The organism is Ruegeria sp. YTSC002 (assembly GCF_059609845.1).
On sequence record NZ_JBXWML010000002.1, the window covers coordinates 1 to 20,244 of the forward strand.

At 54.4% G+C, this 20,244-nt stretch carries 22 protein-coding genes; 15 read left to right on the forward strand and 7 right to left on the reverse strand.

All coding sequences use genetic code 11. The features are described from left to right. Positions 1-427: 427 nt before the first annotated feature. Positions 428-1,993, reverse strand: a complete 1,566-nt coding sequence (locus AC2FFD_RS05165; protein ID WP_496872264.1) for a DUF6538 domain-containing protein — start codon at positions 1,991-1,993, stop codon at positions 428-430. A 277-nt stretch (positions 1,994-2,270) separates the two neighbouring features. Between AC2FFD_RS05165 and AC2FFD_RS05170 the strand changes: the two genes are divergently transcribed. The 10 genes from AC2FFD_RS05170 to AC2FFD_RS05215 all read left to right on the forward strand — a co-directional run bounded on the left by AC2FFD_RS05170 (position 2,271) and on the right by AC2FFD_RS05215 (position 9,893). Then, positions 2,271-3,455 carry a tyrosine-type recombinase/integrase gene (locus AC2FFD_RS05170; protein ID WP_496872266.1) on the forward strand — a complete coding sequence of 395 codons (1,185 nt, stop codon included), beginning with the start codon at positions 2,271-2,273 and terminating at the stop codon, positions 3,453-3,455. Next, positions 3,455-4,330 (forward strand): hypothetical protein, encoded by an 876-nt coding sequence (locus tag AC2FFD_RS05175; protein WP_496872267.1) that lies wholly within the window; start codon positions 3,455-3,457, stop codon positions 4,328-4,330. Before AC2FFD_RS05170 ends, AC2FFD_RS05175 begins: the two co-directional genes overlap by 1 nt. A gap of 106 nt (positions 4,331-4,436) precedes the next feature. Further along, positions 4,437-4,616 (forward strand): helix-turn-helix transcriptional regulator, encoded by a 180-nt coding sequence (locus AC2FFD_RS05180; RefSeq protein WP_496872269.1) that lies wholly within the window; start codon positions 4,437-4,439, stop codon positions 4,614-4,616. 116 nt (positions 4,617-4,732) lie between these two features. Further along, on the forward strand, positions 4,733-5,104 hold the full coding sequence (locus AC2FFD_RS05185; protein ID WP_496872270.1) for a hypothetical protein: 372 nt from the start codon (positions 4,733-4,735) through the stop codon (positions 5,102-5,104). A 327-nt stretch (positions 5,105-5,431) separates the two neighbouring features. Further along, the gene (locus AC2FFD_RS05190) at positions 5,432-5,641 is read left to right on the forward strand and encodes a hypothetical protein (RefSeq protein WP_496872272.1); all 210 of its coding nucleotides are present in this window, start codon (positions 5,432-5,434) and stop codon (positions 5,639-5,641) included. Beyond that, the gene (locus AC2FFD_RS05195; RefSeq protein ID WP_496872274.1) at positions 5,638-6,495 is read left to right on the forward strand and encodes a DUF7146 domain-containing protein; all 858 of its coding nucleotides are present in this window, start codon (positions 5,638-5,640) and stop codon (positions 6,493-6,495) included. The genes AC2FFD_RS05190 and AC2FFD_RS05195 overlap by 4 nt, the downstream gene beginning before the upstream one ends. Continuing rightward, positions 6,492-8,000 (forward strand): YfjI family protein, encoded by a 1,509-nt coding sequence (locus tag AC2FFD_RS05200; protein WP_496872276.1) that lies wholly within the window; start codon positions 6,492-6,494, stop codon positions 7,998-8,000. Before AC2FFD_RS05195 ends, AC2FFD_RS05200 begins: the two co-directional genes overlap by 4 nt. Beyond that, positions 7,997-8,452, forward strand: coding sequence for a hypothetical protein (locus AC2FFD_RS05205; RefSeq protein ID WP_496872278.1), 456 nt, complete (start codon positions 7,997-7,999; stop codon positions 8,450-8,452). Before AC2FFD_RS05200 ends, AC2FFD_RS05205 begins: the two co-directional genes overlap by 4 nt. Then, the gene (locus tag AC2FFD_RS05210) at positions 8,442-8,735 is read left to right on the forward strand and encodes a hypothetical protein (protein WP_496872280.1); all 294 of its coding nucleotides are present in this window, start codon (positions 8,442-8,444) and stop codon (positions 8,733-8,735) included. The genes AC2FFD_RS05205 and AC2FFD_RS05210 overlap by 11 nt, the downstream gene beginning before the upstream one ends. Before the next feature lie 678 nt (positions 8,736-9,413). Continuing rightward, entirely contained in the window at positions 9,414-9,893 is a 480-nt protein-coding gene (locus tag AC2FFD_RS05215) for an HGGxSTG domain-containing protein (protein WP_496872281.1), read from the forward strand. 579 nt (positions 9,894-10,472) lie between these two features. Here the strand turns inward: AC2FFD_RS05215 and AC2FFD_RS05220 are convergent. Both AC2FFD_RS05220 and radC read right to left on the reverse strand, forming a co-directional pair. Then, entirely contained in the window at positions 10,473-10,868 is a 396-nt protein-coding gene (locus tag AC2FFD_RS05220) for a thermonuclease family protein (RefSeq protein WP_496872283.1), read from the reverse strand. A gap of 49 nt (positions 10,869-10,917) precedes the next feature. Continuing rightward, positions 10,918-11,856: a RadC family protein gene (radC, locus tag AC2FFD_RS05225; RefSeq protein WP_496872745.1), complete on the reverse strand. Its 939-nt coding sequence runs from the start codon at positions 11,854-11,856 to the stop codon at positions 10,918-10,920. Positions 11,857-12,036: 180 nt separating this feature from the next. Here radC and AC2FFD_RS05230 point away from each other — a divergent pair, with 180 nt between their 5' ends. The 5 genes from AC2FFD_RS05230 to AC2FFD_RS05250 all read left to right on the forward strand — a co-directional run bounded on the left by AC2FFD_RS05230 (position 12,037) and on the right by AC2FFD_RS05250 (position 16,586). After that, positions 12,037-12,255 (forward strand): hypothetical protein, encoded by a 219-nt coding sequence (locus tag AC2FFD_RS05230; RefSeq protein ID WP_496872285.1) that lies wholly within the window; start codon positions 12,037-12,039, stop codon positions 12,253-12,255. Next, positions 12,252-13,652 (forward strand): hypothetical protein, encoded by a 1,401-nt coding sequence (locus AC2FFD_RS05235; RefSeq protein ID WP_496872286.1) that lies wholly within the window; start codon positions 12,252-12,254, stop codon positions 13,650-13,652. Before AC2FFD_RS05230 ends, AC2FFD_RS05235 begins: the two co-directional genes overlap by 4 nt. Then, positions 13,649-15,865, forward strand: coding sequence for a hypothetical protein (locus AC2FFD_RS05240; protein ID WP_496872288.1), 2,217 nt, complete (start codon positions 13,649-13,651; stop codon positions 15,863-15,865). Before AC2FFD_RS05235 ends, AC2FFD_RS05240 begins: the two co-directional genes overlap by 4 nt. A gap of 183 nt (positions 15,866-16,048) precedes the next feature. Further along, positions 16,049-16,270, forward strand: a complete 222-nt coding sequence (locus AC2FFD_RS05245) for an HGGxSTG domain-containing protein (protein ID WP_496872289.1) — start codon at positions 16,049-16,051, stop codon at positions 16,268-16,270. Between the two features lie 52 nt (positions 16,271-16,322). Further along, entirely contained in the window at positions 16,323-16,586 is a 264-nt protein-coding gene (locus AC2FFD_RS05250; RefSeq protein WP_496872291.1) for a hypothetical protein, read from the forward strand. 135 nt (positions 16,587-16,721) lie between these two features. On the opposite strand, the gene AC2FFD_RS05255 is transcribed toward AC2FFD_RS05250, so the two are convergent. The 4 genes from AC2FFD_RS05255 to AC2FFD_RS05270 all read right to left on the reverse strand — a co-directional run bounded on the left by AC2FFD_RS05255 (position 16,722) and on the right by AC2FFD_RS05270 (position 20,191). Then, positions 16,722-17,150: a Rap1a/Tai family immunity protein gene (locus AC2FFD_RS05255; protein WP_496872294.1), complete on the reverse strand. Its 429-nt coding sequence runs from the start codon at positions 17,148-17,150 to the stop codon at positions 16,722-16,724. A 196-nt stretch (positions 17,151-17,346) separates the two neighbouring features. Next, positions 17,347-17,514, reverse strand: a complete 168-nt coding sequence (locus AC2FFD_RS05260; RefSeq protein ID WP_496872296.1) for a hypothetical protein — start codon at positions 17,512-17,514, stop codon at positions 17,347-17,349. A 1,435-nt stretch (positions 17,515-18,949) separates the two neighbouring features. Further along, a complete protein-coding gene (locus AC2FFD_RS05265) occupies positions 18,950-19,123 on the reverse strand; it encodes a hypothetical protein (protein WP_496872297.1) in 174 nt (57 codons plus the stop codon). 273 nt (positions 19,124-19,396) lie between these two features. Beyond that, complete coding sequence (locus AC2FFD_RS05270) at positions 19,397-20,191, reverse strand: hypothetical protein (protein ID WP_496872298.1); 795 nt, start codon at positions 20,189-20,191, stop codon at positions 19,397-19,399. Positions 20,192-20,244: the final 53 nt, after the last annotated feature.

The window sequence follows — 20,244 nt, forward strand, 5'->3', positions numbered from 1 at the left end:
GCCTTCAACACCATGTTTTATATAGGAAATATAATGGTCAGGACAGCGAAATCAGCGCCTTACTTGGGAAATGTGGGTTCAGTGGTCGGCTGAAAACAATCCGGTCGTGAACTATAGACGAAACAAAGCACGCTTAGAATCCTAGTGTCATATAGCGATTAAATCCACGTTCTGATGCGGAATCATACACAACTGAATTAAGGTGGACTAAGGTTAATTGTTCCACCTCGGGAATGACCGCTACGACCGGTGGAACGTCGTTCTTGCTCAACGCCCAGCTCTCGAACGCAACATCCAGTCTAATTGGGCACAAGGGCATCATATTGCGCATTGGTTCCAAGTCGAGCCATGTTGATAATGCCCGACTGGAACGAAGTAGCGTTAGATGGTTGGTCAATTTCCTAAGTTTAATTTGTTATTCAATTCGTTAACTCAATACATAGAATGGCAGCTTCACAATTGCGTCGATCTTGGTTTTGAGCGTCACGTCGCCGTAATCGTCGCCTGCCGTTTTCCCGGCGTGGCCTTGGATGGCATCGACAACGCGATCTGAGATACCGAGTTCACGGCATTGGGTTTTGAGCCGGTGTCGCCAAGCGTGGTTTGGTTGCAAGCCTTCCGGGGTTAGTTTGCTCTCACGCAACCAGTCGGAAAGCTTGTTCGATACAATCTCAGCGGCCCGCTTGTATTTCTCGGGCTTGTCAGCGTTATGGAATAGAGGCCCGGGTGCAGAACTCGCCACAAAGTCTAAAAAACCCTCGCTGATGATCTGGGGATGCAACGGCACGTCGCGATAACCACCTGCTTTGACGGTGCCTGCGTCTGGTGTGATCCGCGCCACCCATTGCCCATCAACTTGGCGTAAATCCTCCTTGCGTAGCTGCGTGATTTCTGAAACGCGCGCACCAGTGAAGGCGCAGATGATAGGCACCCAGCGCTTCAGATTTGCCGCCTTCTCTGACTCTCTGACATATCCGTTCACATCTGCGACTGGCTGGTAAGTGCGCGTGGCTTTCAGCACTTTTCCGGCCTCAACATCTGTGTAGCCGCGCTCGCGACCATAGACCTTTTTGGGCTTGGGCTGTTTGACGTTGGCCGCGACGTTCTCGGGCAGCCGGTCGTTCTCAACGGCCCAAGAGAATAGCGACCTCACCCCCGACAGGTAGATATCGTTCACTGTCTTTGCGGACAGGTCTTTTCTCAGATGGTCACGCCAGCCGATGATATCTTTCTTGGTCACACGCCGGGCATCGTCGTGTCTTAGAAACTTGCGCAGCCTTTCTTCAACCGGGCGCAGACGCTTACCGTTGTCGCGCATGAACCCAGCCTGAACGCGGCCATCAACGTAATCGGTCCAGAGCTTTTTTAGGCTCACACGCTCAACGGCCTGTTCAGGAAGTCGTGCATTCACAATGATCGGCGCAGTGGGTTTGCCGCTGAAATCCCCTTCATCGCGCTCAGCGGTGCGCGCTAGGGCCTCAAGTTCAGCTTGGCAAAGGGCACGGGCTATAGTTCGCCATTCGGTGCTTCCCGGTGCCGCATCCAGATTGCCAGCAACCCGGAAGCGTTCAATCTGTGCGCCAACCAACTTCCTTAGCTCAGAGTTATCGGCGTTACCAGCAATCGCGGTGCGTAATCGGCAAACCAGCAGATCGTCAATACCGACCGACGCATAGCGTGGATCGTTGCGCAGTTCGTCATCAAAAGCCATGCGCTGCGTGTAGTGGCTGTGTGCGATCTGATCTGGGGCCAAAGGATACCGCGCCACGGCTGCCAATGGTCGCCCCTGATTGGCTTTCTGCTCAGCCAAGGCGATCTGATGTTGAAGCTGAGCTACCGCTCCCGGAAGCAGCTTGAGCGCCTGACGGTAGTCGCCTCCTAGCGGGGTGCGAAGCTCGGTCTTGCCGATGATTCCGCGTAAGTCTTTCGGGACCACCAGCCGCGCATGATACCGTCCATTGCGGTCGATCAGGTGACGAACCTTGCCTGCCATGAGAACACCATTTGTAACAAAATTTGTAACCTTCAAACGAATAAGCGCCCATATTTGCAAGGCTTTTCTTTTGTTTCAAGAGGTTAGTTTGGTGCGGGTGGAGGGCATTGAACAAAGCTTCCAGAGCATTCCATGCAATTCCGGTGTTTTGGGTAAATTGCTTTTTTTCTTAAGGTTGCCATGTCATTGTTGTTCCGGGTTGTTCCTAATTAATCCGTGATATACAAGATATAGTAGTGGGACTGAAAGTTGGACCGCCAGAAAGCACTTTCCACCAATGCGCCAAACAAACAAACTTAGTGGAGCTAAAGTTAGGACTGCCGATGCCGGAAAGTATGGCGACGGCGGCGGGCTGTGGCTGCACAAGCGCGACCAGGCGCACGGAAAGTGGGTACTGCTTGTAACTGTTCACGGTCGTCGCCGGGAAATGGGCCTTGGTGCCTACCCATCTGTTTCACTGAAAGAAGCTCGAGAAGACGCCGAAAAGTGGCGTATGGTCGCGCGGAAAAACTTGGACCCCATCAAGGAACGGGAACGCGAGCGAAGACAACTAGAGCGAAACATGCACCTTCTAAAGGACATTGCTCTTGATGCCTTCGAGTCCCGCAAAGCCGAACTAAAAGGTGATGGTAAGGCAGGGCGCTGGTTCTCGCCTTTGGATCTTCACGTTTTGCCTAAACTCGGGAAAGTGCCTGTTGCAGATATCGACCAGATTGACATTCGCGACACGCTGGCACCGATTTGGCATGAAAAGGCAGAGACAGCCAGCAAAGCCATGGACCGCCTGGGAATATGCCTTAAACATGCTGCGGCTCTTGGATTGGACGTGGATCTCCAAGCTACAATGAAGGCCCGCGCCCTTTTGGGAAAACAGCGCCATAAGCCCAAGAATATACCGGCGCTACCGTGGGCAGAAGTTCCCGCATTCTACGCCAGCTTAAATGAAGCTACGACGACGCACTTTGCGTTGAGACTGTTGATCCTAACGGCAGTTCGTTCTGGCCCAATACGTTACGCGCATGAGGATCAGTTCGACAGAAACGTTTGGACGATCCCTGCTGAGATAGTCAAAGGCCGAAGAGATGCTACCGAAGACTTTCGAGTCCCGCTGTCGGCTCCCGCTTTGGAAGTGATTGAAGCCGCCAAGAAACAAGCGCGTGATGGCTATCTGTTTCCCAGCGTCCGCAAAGGTGTCATTTCAGACGCAACAATGTCTCGCCTAATGGAGCGCCGAGACATGCAGGCTCGGCCTCATGGTTTCAGGTCAAGCTTTCGGGATTGGGTGGCAGAGACCACAAATACCCCACACGAAGTTGCCGAAACTTGTTTGGGTCATGTCGTTGGCGGAAGTGTAGAGCGCGCTTATCGCCGCACGGATCACCTCGACCAGCGGCGTATTCTCATGCAACGCTGGGCGGATTTCGTGACCCAGAAACAGGCTGAAATTGTGAGGATTGGTTGATGTTTGCTCCGGAGGGATGGATTTCTGCGCCTGACGTTATCCAGAGGCTTTTTGTCACGAATTTGTCTGACCCAAAATACAGAAAGCTAAGTAAGCGTGAACAGCAAGAAAAGGCTTTTGAGGATTTTCGGGTTTTTGTTGGTTCAGTGCCTGTAGGTGGTGCGCTTCATCCAAATGGCCAACTGTTTAGAATAGGTCCTGCGTTTCTCTACCAATTTACACCCAGTGGTAGGGATCACTATCTTTTTTCGCTTTGGTCAGGACAGGTAAGAAATCTAAGCGAAGCAAGGATCAGGGTGGAAGGGGGCAAGTCAAAGCAGAGGAAAATCAGGGGAATACGAGATTTCTTCTTTTCGCTTCTCCCATTCGTGCACTACTCCGCTGCCTTGTGCCTCAGCATGTTCTTGGTTGCGTTAGCTGCACTTTCATTGTTTCAAAACATCTCCCACCCGCATTTTTTTGAAATGCCACTAATTGGTACCGCTCTATATTTATCTGTTATCTTTGGGTTTCCGGCTGGCTTCGCGCTCTACGTGTTTCGAATAATGTACTCGATCCCCGTTTTAAGGGGGAGCAAGCCAATATTAGATGTGGGTGACTTCAAAGGGTGTTCGGTCGTTTTCCGTGAAGAAGACATTTATTCATTTGAAAGTGACATAGAAAACCTAAACGTGAGTGAACCGAATGGCGTTAGCGAAGAAATCGCGAGTAAAACAATAGTGGAGGCATTTGACAGGGGTGAAACCTTCACTCGTGCTGAAATGAAAGCTCTATTTGGAAATGACCTTACGTCGCGGGGATTTGAGAGAGCATGGAGTAGGGCACGCGAGTCGCGTCCCGAGCTTGGAAAGCCTGGTCGCAAGCGACTTAACTAAATCTCTACGCCGTTTCGATACGCATTTTTTTTCGTGACGGCTTTTTCTTCGCGCTTTGTCCCCCGAACCTTCCTGCATGTTCCACTGAATGCAGGAGAATACCGACATGCTGGAAAAGCATTATCGCCGCACCGAAGTTGAAGAAATCACCGGCCTGAGCCGCAGTGCAATTTACGACATGATGGATAAGGGTGAGTTCCCCCGTCCGATCCGTGTGAGCAGCAAGGCCGTTCGCTGGCCTGAAAGCAAAATTGCAGAATGGCTGTCCGAGCGTCAGGCCGCATAAACGAAACCCGCGCCATGGGGCTGCATGGGCACGGGCGATTTCGTTATTTTCGGTAACGGCTTAGACGCTCCATGCTTACATTATTCGCCCCCTTCGCGCAAGTGAGGATAGAGCAAATGGCTGCACGTAGAGGTAGCAAAACCCCGACAAAGGAACCGAAAAACACTCTGTACGTTCAACGCTGGGCGGACCTGCCTGCGCTGACGGATATGGCCGAGTTCGCAATCACAAACAGTGATGGCGACAGCCACACGATCCACATCAACAAAAACACGCGCCGTGTATTTGAGGCACTGTGGAAGAGCCCAATTTATTGCGCCTCACGTTGCCGGATCAGCCACTACGTCAACCTGCTGCGTCATGAGTACCACGTGGAGATTAAGACCGACCGTTACAGCAACGACCCGGATACAGGCCGTCTAACCTACGGCGTGTTTCGATTGGTCAGCAAGGTCGAACGGATCGACAGTCAGGCGGTGAAGTCATGACATCGATCGATATTCAAGCCCGCACGTTGCGCCGCAGGTTCGGCCTTTCCGAGGTCGCTGCACGTCTGATTGCCAGCCTTTACTACGGGGAGGGCCGGTCATGATGATTACAGTTCAATGCAATGAGCGTGAAGAAATCCGCATTTCCCGGCCCCCGATTGAGGGTAAGCCTTGCCCTGGTGCCGACGTGGTAGATTTTCGCGTTTGGTCCAAAGCTCAAAAGGGGAACATGCGCCCCTCCAATCGGGGTATCACTTTCGACGCAACTCTCCTGCACGAAGTATTGCGAGCGTTGGTGGATGTGATGAACCGGAAGGGGGGTGCGTCATGAAAGCTGAGAACATCAAGCAGTTCCAAACTATATCCATCTGGGTCAAGCGCGACGGAACGCACCTTGTGCGCGGTTACTATCGAGGCTGTAGCTACCCCCTCGGTTCCTACACCTCGCTTCAGGACGCTTTTGACGCGGCCATTCAGAAGCCGCGCAAGCAAGATGCGATTGCCGTGGTTCCACCTTTCGAGGGAGGTGCAACGTGAACGCCAAAGACCTGACTTACAAGCTTGGCGGCGTCTGGCGCAACGGGCGGGGCTCTGTCCCCTGCCCTGTGTGCCAGCAGGAACGCCGGAAAGACCAGAACGCGCTTTCAGTATCAGAATCCGGTGGCAAACTGCTGCTGTACTGCTTCAAGAGCGGTTGCAGCTTCAGTGACATTGCCGAGGCGGCCAACGTTCCGGCCAGCTCGGCGCGGACCGATCCCGAAGCGCAGCGAGAGGCAGACAGAAAGCGCGAGGAATACGAGGCGCAAAAGCGCGACCAGGCGCGCGGGATCTGGGATGCCTGTCGCCCCATTGAGCGCACCAAAGCCGAGGCCTATCTGCGCGGGCGCGGTATCACCTGCCCCTTACCCCCTTCTTTGCGTTTCGCCCCGGATATCTTTCATGGCCCGTCAACGTCTTGGTGCATGGCTATGGTTGCTCAGGTCACGACCGGAGGCATTCACCGGACGTTCTTCGACAAGAAGGGTAATCGGCTGACGAAGAACGCCAAGATGATGTTGGGGCCATGCTCTGGCGGCGCGGTTGTGCTGTCAGAGGCCGTAGAGCCGCTTGTAGTGTGCGAGGGCATCGAGACAGGTTTATCCCTGCTTTCAGGCATGTTCAGCGGCCCTGCTACGGTGTGGGCCACGCTCAGCACCTCGGGAATGAAGGCTCTGCGCCTTCCCAAAAAACCGGGGGCGTTGATTATCGCAACAGACGGAGACCCAGCCGGATGGGAAGCGGGCGATAAGCTCGCCTCTCGGGCTCACACCCTTGGCTGGACTGTATCGATGATGCCCGCACCAGGCGGACAGGATTGGAATGACGCCCTGATAGAGGGAGCAGTAAAATGACAGACCGACGAACACCGAACATCGTTCCATTCGACCCCGCTTCACAATGGCCAGAACCGGATATGAGCTTTGGCATTCCGAACCGCCCCGAGGCACCGCAGATGAGCGAAACTGAATTTGACGCCGTGTTTGGCCCTTGGTCGAACTGGATCAAGTCGGCGGCAGCGGTCAAGAACGTGCCAATTGATTATGTGGCTCTGACATTGCTGAGTGTTGCTGGCGCTGCAATCGGCAATACCCGCTGGGCTGTTCCTTGGGACGGGTGGAAAGAACCTCCTGTCCTATGGTCAATGCTGATTGGTGATCCGTCGGCTGGTAAAAGCCCAGCGTTGGATAGCGTTCTTGATCCTGTCAAAGAGATTGAGCGCCTTCTATCGGAAGATTATCGGCGCGACCGAGAAAAATGGGAGGCCGAAAATGAACTGGCCTCATTCGCTTTGGCGCAATGGAAAGCAGATGCCAAAGCCGCCGTAGCCGAGGGCTTGGAACCGCCTGCAAAACCTAATGAGGCCGACGCAGGCAAGCCCCCGGTTCGGGAACGGATCAGCATAACAGATATCACAACCGAAAAAGTTGCTGAGTTGCTTTCTTCAACATGGCGCGGGTTGCTATTGGCGCGTGATGAGCTTTCCGGCTGGTTATCCAGCATGGATCGCTACAATGGTGGCGGAGACCGCCCGTTCTGGTTGGAAGCATATGGCGGGCGCAGTTACACCATCGATCGAAAGAACAGCCCCGAGCCGATTATCGTTGACCACCTGAGCGTTGCCATCGTCGGGGGAACTCAGCCTGACCGACTGTCCGACCTCTTGGTCAAAGCGGATGATGACGGCTTACTTGCCCGATTCATGGTGGTGTTCCCGGATCCGGTGCCTATTGCGCGGCCTGCCGCTGTCCTTGATGACGCACGTATGGTTCGCGGAATTTCGCAACTCAGGGCCTTACCTCACGCAGTCGATGAGGATGGCGGAAAACGTCCATTCTTCGTTCCTTTCAGTGATCCTGCCGCAGATATCTTGCAGCAATTTCGCGAGCAATGCAGGGGTTGGGAGGCGAGCGCATCCGGCTTATTCAAAAGCCATATCGGTAAGATGCCGGGTTTGGTTGTCCGTGTCTCCAATGTACTGGCGCATCTGGATTGGGCCGCTACCGAGGGCGCATCGTACCCGTCCACCATTGACGAAAGCCATGTAGGCCGCGCCTGCCACTTCGTGGGCGAGTACCTCCGCCATCACGCGTACCGCGCTTATGGTGCAGTTAGGGTTCCACCTGAAATGGAGGCAGCACAGTCAATCGCAAGCGTCATTCGTGCCGAGGGGCTGCAACTGTTCAAGGCCCGTGACATTTACAATCGCCGTCGCTCTGGGCTCACGAAATCGAAACAGGTCAAGGCAGCGTTGGCAATCTTGATCGAGGCTGATTGGGTGCGTGAGGTCCGTTCCTCCACTGGTGGTAGCCCGAGCGTTGACTATGCGGTCAATCCTAAATTGAGGTTCGACACATGAGCAGGTGGTTAGACATAGCGCGCCAGGCCGAAGCAATTGCCCCTTCCCTTACCGGCACCCAGCAAGAACCAGCAAAAAGGTCGGAAAGCCTTAATCTCAAGGGCGCACCCAGCGCTATGACCGCCCAGCAAGAACCAGCAAAAAGGGACGCAAGCACTACCCGAGAGGGCTTTTTGCTGGTTTCTGCTGGCACGGGGCCTTCCGATAATAACCAAACAAAAAAGGGACCAGATGGCTTTTTAATGGTTTCTGCTGGGTGCCGGGTGGAAGCCGAGGGGAAAGGTTCTGAAACACCGAAACGCCCCACTTTGAGTAGTCGTCCTACAACATGGACCGGCAAGGTTGTCAGCCTGGACGATTGGCGAAACCTATCCGAATGGGAACAGCACGGCCCGAACGGCAAGGTATGGAACGGGAAAACGCGGCAATGGGAGAAACCCAATGACGGATAGCCCCCAATACCTACCGCCCGAAGAATCCAAGAACCTGCTTGCCGGAATTCTGTTGGACTTCGCGGAGCAAGGTGCCGAGGAACTGGGTAAGTATCTGATGCACATTGGGTTTGATATCTCGGCAATATCCAGCACTGAAGAATTGCTGCCCGCCTTTTTCGGCCACTACAGGATCGGACAAGGCACCTATGACACGGATAGGGCTTCGCGTGACCTTCTGACGTGGCCCCCGATAGCGGCTCACGTGTTTGAGCTGATGGAAAGCCGGGGTTTAGCCAATTGATTTGTGAAGCCGTTCAGCAAACACGGATTGGGGACTTTGACACAGCGGGGCGTGATTGGGTCACTGTGGGAGGGTGCCGTGTGGAACTGGATCGAACCCCGTGCAACCTGGGTGGGCTACGGGTGTGGTTCCTGTGTCCCGGCTGCGATCGGCGCTGTGGTGTTCTCTACCCTCTCGAATGCCGCCTGTGCCTCGGGCTGCGGTATGCGTCAGAAGCCAAGGGCATTCAGGACAGGGATTACCAACAGGCGTTCAAGGTGCGTCGCGGTCTCGGGCAGATCAAAGGCGGTCTTGAGCAACCCTTTCCACCAAAGCCGAAGCTGATGCGCTGGCACACATACTTGCGGATAAGAAAACAGGCACTGGCCAGAGAAGCACGGGTATTGGGCCGTTTGGCCACTGTGCTACCTCATGAGGTTAAACACTCTGACGCTTAAATAGAGGCGGTCTATGACAGAATGTAGATTAATCCGGGGTCAATCCGAGCGCGCGCGTGGTGGGGTGTTAGATACCAGTAAGTTGACCAGCACGCACGCGCGCGTAAGGCTCTTACTGGCCTGCCGGAAATTTGAGGCGGTCATTAGGTTTTGCAGATTTTCTTCCGGTCTCGATGTGCGCGCGATATGGGGTTTTATTCTGCCGTGTTTTGCGAGGCCCTAAAAAGAAGGATTCAGGCAGATGTTGACCGGCAAGGATATCAAAGCGGCCCGCAAGGCCCGTGGTCTCAATCAAACCGAGTTGGGCAGGCTGGTGGGCTGTGGTCGGCATACAGTGAGTTATTGGGAGAACAGAACACGCCTTAGCCGCTGGGGCGCTTGTGCGGACATCTGTGAGGCTTTGGATCTGTCCAAACTTCTGTTGGCTGATTGGAGCAGGTTCCGCGACAACCAGAAAGAAGCACTCGACCACAAGGTAGAAGTGGAGATACAGCGCGCCAGAAAGGCCGCAGAGCGACGGAAAGCAACACGCCGGGTGCCTTGCGGCGCAAAAACCCGTAAGGGCCACCCTTGCCGCGCTCTGTCGGAGCCTGGGAAGAGGCGTTGCCGGTTTCACGGGGGCATGTCCACCGGGCCGACAACCGAGGCCGGAAAGAAGCGAATTGCCGAGGTTCAGAAACGGCGATGGGCGGCATATCGCAGCCAGAACAACCGGGACTGACCACCCTTTGATTACCCTGAGGTTTCCGCATCCTTGATGGCCACCAGCTTAAAGGGCAGCATGGCGAACCCTCGTTTATTTTGCTTAAGCTTAACACTGAACCCATGCGAGGTCATGAACACATCAAATTGCCGTTTTTGCGCTGGAGATAGCCCCTCCGTCACACCGCTTTCGGTGCACCTATGGCATATTTCTATGCCCCATTTGTTTCGCCCAAACCATCGTGAGTTTTCCCTAATAGGACGGCTGCACAAGTGGCACATTGAATAGTCAGCCATAACTTTCTTCCCTTTTTTTGACTGACCCATGAGTATCCCCAGACGGAAAAGTGCCAAATGCACGGCAAACTCTCAGGCAACGCAGCTGTGCTATTCTTCGTTCAAAACATCGAAGAATAACCACAGAATAGCCATAGACCCGAACGGTGACCAACAAAGGGAAATAATCCACCAGGGCCAAGGGCTGTGGCCTCGCGCCCTAGCCATATCTCCGACTAGGGCAAAGATCTGATAAACAATAAAGAAAACTGTCAGCAGAATTACGATAGCAGTTAGAGGTTCGAGCAACACAACCAAGCCCTCATCTGCAATACCGGGCTCTTTTTAGCCGTGATTTGGCCGCTGGTGTCTCTAAATGCCTGTATCGGCCCCCTGAATACCTCGCACAGTCCAAAGCGTGCCCAGCAGCAATTACTGCGGCTCCTATGTCCTGTCCATCCGCATAGCAGATACCTACCCAGCGGTCATAAGTGCGCTCACCGTTCAATTCGCAGGATATCGACTTGCCGCGCAGATAGTTCACCATCCAGCGCTTTGCGTTCCGACCAGACTGTGTACCCAGTTCTGGAGCGTCTACACCGTTCAATCGCACAGGCGTTCCATCAACGACGATTGTATCAGCGTCTCGCACATGCAGACTGGCGGCGCTTGCGGAAGTTGCGAGGAAAAGTGCTAAAGCGGGCAAAAAGGTCTTCATTCTGATATTGGTTCCGTATCAATCGCGTCTCGCAAACTCTATTTACAGGCTATAACTTGAGTAGCAAACCACTTGAACCGAAAGAAAATTCTTCCTTTTTTCCTATAATAACGTGGTCATGGACGAGAATACCCAAGGTGCTACAGGCGTCTTGGATACGTTCAGTCATAGTGATGTCTGATTTGCTCGGAGTCGGATCGCCGGACGGATGATTGTGGACGAGGATGATCGAACTGGCATTCAATTCCAGAGCACGCTTGACCACCTCGCGCGGATAGACCGGCACGTGGTCAACTGTGCCCCGCGCCTGTTCTTCATCGGCAATCAGAACATTCTTTCGGTCGAGGTACAAAACGCGGAACTGCTCGACTTCACGATGCGCCATTGCGGTGCGACAGTAGGTCACCAAGTCCTCCCACGATGACATAACGTCCCGCTTCATCACTTGCGCTTGCGCCATTCTGTGCCCAAAGGCTTCAACGACACGAAGATGATAATAGACCCAATCGTTAGCCCCTTCGACCTGTAGGACGCGATGCTTCGAAGCTGCAATCACACTGTTGAGGTCACCGAATTCCGCCAATAGGCGTTTAGCCAGCGGTTTGACGTCGATCCTGGGAATTGCGTTGAACAACAGAAGTTCAAGCAACTCGTATTCGGGCATCGGCTCATGACCCCCTTTTAGGAACCGCTGCCGCAGGCGTTCGCGGTGACCCCAATAATGTGGACGCTTTGCACCGTCATCACCTTTGACTAAGCCGCCCCCCGCTGCGCTCTTTGGCGAGAGTCTTTCACGATAGACATAGGACGGTGGCGATGCAGGTTCTACAATTGCGTCAGTTGGTGGAATTCGTGCATCGAGGTCTGCAAGGCCTTGCAGGGCATCCTCAGAGAAGCCGTTCTGCCCGTCGTGTTTGACCAACCTGCCATATCGCTTTTGGTCACCGGCAATGACTCGTCTGAGCTGGTTGATTATTTGGCTTTTCATCAATGCATCCAATTCGCTCGTCTTTATAAGAACGATGCCCGACGGTTGGTTAATGTAAGGTAAATACAACCAAAGTCTCGGCGTCCGTTGCTTCATCAAATGTTCATGTACTGTTCTTGTTTTTCTTGGGGTAATATGATACCCTAAATGCTAATGGTTGAGGCAACAGCGGTGTGACAAATGAGCGTGGAAATCAGAGAAATGATGGCCGCAGTGCGAAAGTCCGAAGTGGAAACCGAAGCCGTCTACAAGTGGCTCAACAGTGACCGTTCTGAACCTCTGGCACCTGAACTGAAGGCGCGGTTTGTTGATATGGTGGCCTGTCAATTCGGCCAAAGTGCTGCCTGCAAAGCCATGGATCAAATCGCAACAAATGGCATGCCGGAGAAAATGCAATGAGCAGAATGGACCACTCAATTATTCTGGGGGCTCAACAGCCCAACTTTGGCAACGCCTTGGCACAAGGGCAGGCGCTGCGGATGCGTGAGGACCAGATGGCGAACCAGAACGCATTGCGGAACCTGTTCCAGACCCAAGGGGCGGGCATTTTGGCTGGCGATCCTGCTGCAATGAATGCGCTGGCGCAGTTCGATCCCGGCCAAGCAGTCACAATTCAGGGGCAGCATCAGGTTCAACAGGTTCGTCAGCAGGTACAGGCGCGTCTTACAGCAGAAGAGCGCAGGAATGCCGAGGCGCATGTTGCCAAGATGGACGCGGCAGAACGCGCAGCCAAGGCAGAACGGATTCAAACCGGTCTAAAGGCTGCTTATGGTGCTCAAAGCCCTGAAGAATGGGACGCGATAGCTCAGCAATTCGGCGCGCCTGAACTCGTGGGTGAGTTCGACAACAAAGAGGCCCACATTCGGCGTCACATGGAATTTGCGGAGATTTTGAAAGCGGATCAGCCAGGCGCGCAGGATTTCAGCAACTTCAAGGTGGTTGGCAATCAGCTCTATGACCTTTCTGCTGAAGGTGGCCCTGCCGTTGTCGGCAGCAGTCGGCAGACACCGGGTTTCAGTGTCACCACACCTGACGGGACTGTTGTGCAGCATGGCTGGCAAGGCGACACACCTCCGGGGCAAAACCCCGATACCACCGGCACCCCGCGCAACCCCGGCCAATTGGGCAAGGAATTGTCCAAGAAAGACGCCGCAGCCCTTGAGGAAATCAACGCCGCAGGGCGCACTGCAACTGACCTCGAAAGCCTTGCAACCCAGCTTGAGACAGTCGCGCCTCAGGTGGGCTACACTGGCCCCGGAGGGCAGGTTTACGGGTTCGTTGATGATGTTGTCGGCTTCCTGCCCGGCGACAGTGGCGCGCGTGGCGCGTTCAAGTCGCTGGCAATGGAAGCACAGCTTACGTTCACCGAGAAAACCAAAGGTGCAATCACGGATCGGGAAATGGGTATGTTCCGCGCAGCCGTTCCGAACTTGGGCCAGACCCAAGAAGGTAATATGGCGATTGCACAGGTCATGAAGGCAAGCGCCGCACGGGTCCAAACACGCGCAGCCTTCTTCGAAAATTGGGCGCGCAAACATGGCAGCCTGGAAGGCGCGCAGGAAGTCTGGTCGGAGTACATGCGGGATAACCCGCTTATCGCTGAGGACGGTAATGGCATCAAAGCCAATCCAGAGGGTGACTGGCAAAGCTACCTGAACCGCCAGCCTGCCATGAGCTATACGCCTGAAAACATCCTACAGATGGACGCAGCCGCGTTAGCGCAAATTCCTGTTGAGAAGATGACGGGGCCACAGCTTGACGCCATGGAGCGGCGCTTTCAGGAGCTTAACCAATGAACGGGGATATTCAGCAGCGCATCGCTGACCGGCGCGCAGAACTGGCCCAGCAGGGCAATCTGGCGGGAATGCAGAACCGCATTGCCAAGCGCAGGCAGCAACTATCCGGCGAGGTTGTCGCTACAACCGACGATGGCGGGCAGGTATTCCGGCATGAGGATGGTTCGCTGTCCTTCAAATCGCCGGGATATGCCACGAATGACCAAGAGCGGATTGCAGAAATCATGCAGGGCGCAAAGCCTGTGGATCTGGTTCAGCGTGACGTCGATCAAGAGCGTATCTCTGAAAACCCAATCGCCGCCCGCGCGCAGGAGTTTATTCAAGGCACCCCGCTTGTTGGTGAGTGGGCAGATGAGGCGGTGGGTTTAGTAAGCCCGCAGGCCGCAGAGAACATGCGCCTGACGTCTGATGCGATGGAACGCCAACATCCCGGCCAATCCGCAGCCCTGAACGTCACAGGCGGTATTGCAACGGCACTTCCGCTGGCTGTTGGAGTAGGTGGTGCAAAGGCCGCAGATTACATAGCCAAGGGGGCCAATTGGCTAACACGTGGCGTTCGGGCTGGCACGGTTGCCGCCCCAGCCGGCGCGGCCGAAGGTGCAGCCAGTTTTGCCGGTCGCGCCGATGATGGCAATCGCCTAACAGAAGGCGCAAAAGGTGCCGGGATAGGTGGAACGCTTGCAACATTCCTAGGCCCTGTTGCCACGTGGGCGGGTGAAAGCGCCGTCCATGTCGCCAAGCGCATCAAGAAGCTGGACGTGCGCACAATTGCGGAAGAACTTGGCATTTCTCCGGCAGCGGCCCGGATCGTCAAGCAGGGTATCGTCAGCGACAATCTGGACGAGGCTCAGGCCCGCCTAGTTCAACTGGGTGAGGACGCGTTGTTAGCCGATGCAGGACCGTCTACAGGCGCTCTGCTGGACGCAGCGGCAACGACGGGCGGAAAGGCCCTGAACGCCGCCAGAAACGCCGCAGACGGGCGCGCGGCGCGTGTTGGCAAGCGACTGCCCGGTGTTCTTGACGGTGTGTTTGGCAAACCTAAGGGCATCAAGACCGCTGCAAAGGAAATCTCGCAGGGCTCTGCCTCTGCAAGGCATAAGGCCTACGGTGCAGCGTATGCTGCACCAATTGACTATTCGGGTTCAGCAGGACGCAAAATTGAAGACACCCTGTCACGCATCCCGCCCAATTCACTTAAAGCAGCGATAGGTGAGGCAAATGAAGCGATGATTGCAGCGGGTCAGCGCAATCAGCAAATCATGGCCCAGATTGCAGATGATGGCAGCGTGACGTTCCGGGAAATGCCCAACGTTCAGCAGTTGGACGAAATCAAGAAAGCGCTGGATGGCATTGCCAGGGAGTCGGTTGACCAGTTCGGCAGGCTCACGGCAGCGGGCCTGAGAGCGCGTAAACTGGCCACAGAGCTACGGGAGGCCACAAAACAGGCTGTACCGCTCTACGGGCGCGCTCTGCGCCTCGGTGGCGATAAGGTTCAACAGGATGAGGGTCTGGCTCTGGGCAAGAACCTCCTGTTCAAGGGAACCACGGTGGAAGACGTCAAAGCCTTCCTGAACCAAGGTGTCTCCAATGATGCTCGTCAGGCCGTCAGACAGGGCGTGAGGGAAAGCATCGAGCAAAACTTGTCCAATGTCCGGCGCACTATCACAGATCCAAACACAGACGCCCGAGAGGCCATGCAATTGGTCAAGGAAATGTCGAGCCGCGCCAATATCCAGAAACTGCGCCTTGTTCTCGGAGGTCCCCGTTCGGATCGGCTGTTGAACGAACTGGACCGCTCGGCAACCGCGCTGGAACTCAGGGCGGCAGTCGCGCAGAACTCCAAGACGGCAATTCGCCAGTCCATTCAGGAACAGGTGGCAGACGAAACCGCCCCCGGCCTTGCGCGCCGCACTGCTGGCAACATGGGCAACCCGCTGGATGCAGCACGGGAAGTAACGCAATCAATCGCCGCAATTGATCCGCGTTCGATGTCAGCCCGAGAGCGTGGCATGTTCGCGGAAATCGCAAAGGCACTGACAGGTATCAAGGGAAAGGACGCACAGGACGCGCTCCAAGCCGTCAGGAGCGCATTGAGCGGCCAGCCCCTCAAAGACGCTCAGGCACAGCTGATAGGCCGTGTGGTGGCTGGTACTACTGCTCTTGGGCTTTATCAGAGCGCCAAGCAGCCCCTAGCACACACACAGTCCCGCTGATGCAGGCTATGAAAAACGGGATGAAGCCGAACTGATGGTAAATCTGCATGTATCCCCAGCCCACGGCAAAGACCGTAATCGGGGCGCAAAGCAGGATGAGAACGATGGCAAGGGCGATAATCAATCTACGCATGTCACCAAGGTAGGTGTTCGCTCACCCTCAGTCCAGACAGGAGGCACCACATGACTAGCGAAACCAAAATCTGCGGAGCCAAGACAAAGGATGGCGTATGTATGTCAGCCCCTGTTGAGGGCAAGACCAGGTGCCGACTGCATGGTGGGCTTTCGACTGGGGCAAAGACAGCCGAGGGCCGGAGGCGCATATCAGAAGCAAACGTTGCACATTGGGCAGAGCGCAATCGTCTGATCGAACTGGCGCGGTCACTTGAGCAAGCAGCGAGTTAAATCGGATTCCTCAACAATAACAAAGGCTGTTCCCGGATAAGGTACACGACAAATGACCGACCGTGAAAGCGCAACAATCTGGATTGAGGAACTGGACCCGCCCTACGTGCGGATGGGATTCACGTCTTTCCCATGGCAAAACCCGCACCGGATTGCACAGCGGGCCAACGCATTGGCGCGGAACTATTCCAAAGGCTGGTACTGCGCCTACTGTGGTGAGCTTATGCCCGAGTGGAAACGGATCGATGCCAAGTTTTGCAAAGAAGGCTGTCGCAAGATGGCTGCACGGAAACGACGTGAGCGTAAAATAGGCTGATTTAGGTGCCTCTAATGTAGAGCGATATAAGAGCCCCCTGTAACGCCTTAAGGTTTTTCTGATTAGCTGTTCCGGCGTCTACGCGCCATGAAGCAAACCCTAGCCGTGGGATATGACTAAAACCGACGTGCAGCCTCAGTACTTACAAGGGTAGGCCTCCCTCATGGCTGCGAGGATGATCCCCGTCGCATCCACATGTCGCCATTCCGGGTGTTCCTTAAGGCTCTTCGTAACCGTATCAACAATTTGTCGGTTGGTTACTCCTGCCGGTGGACAGAAGTTGACGCCAAGCTCCGACAACTTCTCCAATTCACCAACGTCAATCGATTTGCCAGTGGCTATATAAATCTCTCGGAGAGCGGCGAATGCTCCGACACGAAGGCTAGAAACCGACCCGATAATGTAACCAAAGCATAGGGAATCCGGCTCATAGTTCTCACCATCATCACACCATTGAAGGAGAGTATTACCATCAAACACTTGCGAGGTGGGTTCTTCAGCACTCAACGTGGTCGCCGTCGTTATTGCGGTAGAAGTGATAAGGATTTTGACGAATTCAATCACTGCAAGTCTCCAAATGAAAAGGAGGCTATCTGCCTAGAGCGTGATTCTGCAAAGGTTAACCCCTGAAAGGTCAGGAAGTCAGTCACTTTCCTCAAGCTGCGGTTTTGTATCTACGGCGCAGGTGGCCCTTTCGCGCCACTGACGCCTATTCACCGAGTGGCTGAGCCCAAACCCCAATGGGGGACGGGCTATTGCTTCAAAGTAGCAAGAACTGATGAGCGCCTGCGGCTACGATTACCGTAAAGGCGATGACAACTCCGGCGGCATACCCAGTAGGTTTGCGCTGGCGCTTTTTGGGTTTCATGCTCCACTCAGCCCACTTTTTCTGGTCATCACTCAGATTTTCTTCGCCCCAATCGCGCATGGCATCTCAACCCGAAATTAGTCAATCATGACATTCAGAGCGCAAAAATAGGGCGGATGTATGGCGAGTCAGACGCATGAATGCCTTAATTCATCTCGCGGACACAATCTGATAAACAAGGAACCCGGAGTGGGGTGTCCTCAATTTTGAGGAGGCCCTACTCCCAACCTCAAATTGAGGATGGGCTGTATCCGGATGCGATGGGGGTGTATCCAGATTTGGAGAGGCCCCCTATCGGGCCGAAAGGTATATGCATGACAACTATCCCCGCCGGAGAGTCCGACACGTTCGGCTATCTCGACATATTGCCTCTGGATGTAGGGCATCAAATTTCCGATTTGCAGATCCAAACCGCATCATTTTGACGATTTCGCGATTTTCGACCCGGCTAGTCAACCAGTCAGCTTGTAACGGTGTCCGTCTTGTTTCTGCCCAATTTGACCCATTGCAGAGGGAGCTTGAGGGAGGGAAAGAGGCATAGGACGACCAGCCCTAGCGTCTTGCTAGAGTTGGTCCCGCTGCCCTGCTGATCCATTGCGTCGGTCGCTGTCGGTCAGTCAGAGGCCCGTTGGTCGCAGAGGAGAAACGCCGCCGGTCGATTGCTACTTGCGAAAGCCTTCTCTGGCTTCCGGCAACCCCGCTTCAATCTTTCGGACTGCGGTTGGGATTTGGTTGCGCCCATTGGTATCCCGTTACCCCTTGCCGCCAACGTCTGTGAACCACCCGACAAGGTGAGAACAGGGGTAAGCTCATTGCCCGCATTTGTCCAGCAAATGTTCTTCCTTTGGACTCCTAATGTTGCGCATTGATTCCTGTCGTGCTATCCAATGCCTCGTGAACCACTGCCCGTATTCGGGTCCAGCCCTGCACCGATTGCGCTCGGTGTGGGGCTTTGTCTTACCGAAGGGCGAATTTAACGCGCTCAATTTTGAGCCCGTCGAATATCTTGATGCTAAGGGCCTCAGCCGCTTTTTTCAGGCGGTCCATGGGCTCAAAAAGAGGATATGCAAAACGCCGCTGCGGGTCTGATCCGATCCGCGCTGGTAAGGAGGGCTCTAGGATCACTTGCCGTGAGTGCTAACCCGCAGCGACAGAGCGCATGTAGGAGTTTCAAACTGACACGTAAGGGGGAAGAAAACGGCGTCTGACGCCACTTTTTGACTGACTGGTCAAAAAAACCAAATCGCTGCTTACGTTTGCGTCAACTTCTTAATGGGCACAATACCTGAATCGACGTTGCGTCAAAAACCACAGCGCAAAATCAGGTTCCGCATTTTGCGCTGTGGTTTTGGGAAGCGCGGTGCAGGTGTAACAGGCCAACCCCCAATGGGGGACCACCTATATGTGGATGCCCAAGGCAAGGAACGCGCAGTTTCAGTCTACCCCCTCAAAAAGCGGGAGAAGTAACTAACCGCAACGGCAGTTTATTGAGAAGTCAGGCCAACTCTTGCTCGGTTGGCTTGGCACTGCCGCGCCGCTCATACTTCTCGACTGCCGACAGATATTCTTTGAGCTTTTGACCCTCGTCGGTATCAGGCTCAGATCCCCACAGATACTCAATTTCTCTGAGCGCGGCGCGGTATTCTGTCGGCGTAAGAACAGTCGGCATAGTAAATCCTCAATGTATAAATCAATACTCAGCCTCATACCGGATAACGCGCGATTCTGATAGGTGGGCCTCTACGTCGATTTCGTACTTCCCCCCTAAGGGGAACAACCGATTCCGTGAGCTTGTTGGAGCCAAAAAAGTGGCGCGCCCGATACAAGCGCGCCCAGTCCACAGGGAGAAAATGAAAAAACTCGCGCCCCAAACTGAACTTGAGCGCTAACTCGTCAATGCCCCCACCATTGTCGGGTCTGGTGAAAGAGTCAGTGACGCTGTTCACACATCCTCGGTGGCATTTGTGTTCTGAGAAACAAAGGGATCCAGTTCGTCAATCTTTTGCCGTGCCCACGTCAGGTATTCGCTGATAGTCATACCCTTGATTTCGTACGCAAAGTCTTCCGGACGAGCCTGAAGTTCAGCAATGAACTGGCGTAACCCCTTAACTTCTTCCCAGTTGTTCGAAAGCTGCTTAAACTGTTGCCAGCGTTCGATTTCCAATTGTGCTGCCCGGCGTTCTTCTTCCTTGTGCTCACGCTCAAGTTCGAACTGGCGATGCCGCTCCTGACGCTCTTCGTCCTGTCTTCGAAGCATTTCTGGAGCTGCGTTTAAGGCCTCAAGGAACTTTGGCAGTATCTCGGGAGCCATGTTGTTTTCTTTTTCCACCCATTGCGGCTTAGGGTGTTTTCCAACGTACGTGTCGATTGCGAACCTAAGAAAGCCCGTTGGGCTACGATTAGAATTGTGAAGTCGCGGAAACGCTGTCCAATCAGCTTTTTGCAGGGACGGTCGCCTGTTCTGCTCCATCTTTTCGGCAATGGTGAATTCGACCTTAAAGCCGTCGATTGTAGCTTCCAGTTTACCGCTTACCTGCCCACCAATAATCGTGGCCCCTGAGCGTTCGAGACCCCGCAATAAGGCGCTTGTGACGCGGAATCGGTATTGGTCTCTATCTGTCAGGTCCGCAATTGGTTTGCCGACCCAAACTATCTCGTCGGGATCAGCGTCTCTTATTTCCTGATTTGCGCCGCTTGCTCTACTCTGTGTTCTTTGATCCAACGCGATACGACCCAATGTAAATGGCGCATATCATCAGGGATGGAAATTGCAGGAACCGCTTCAATTGA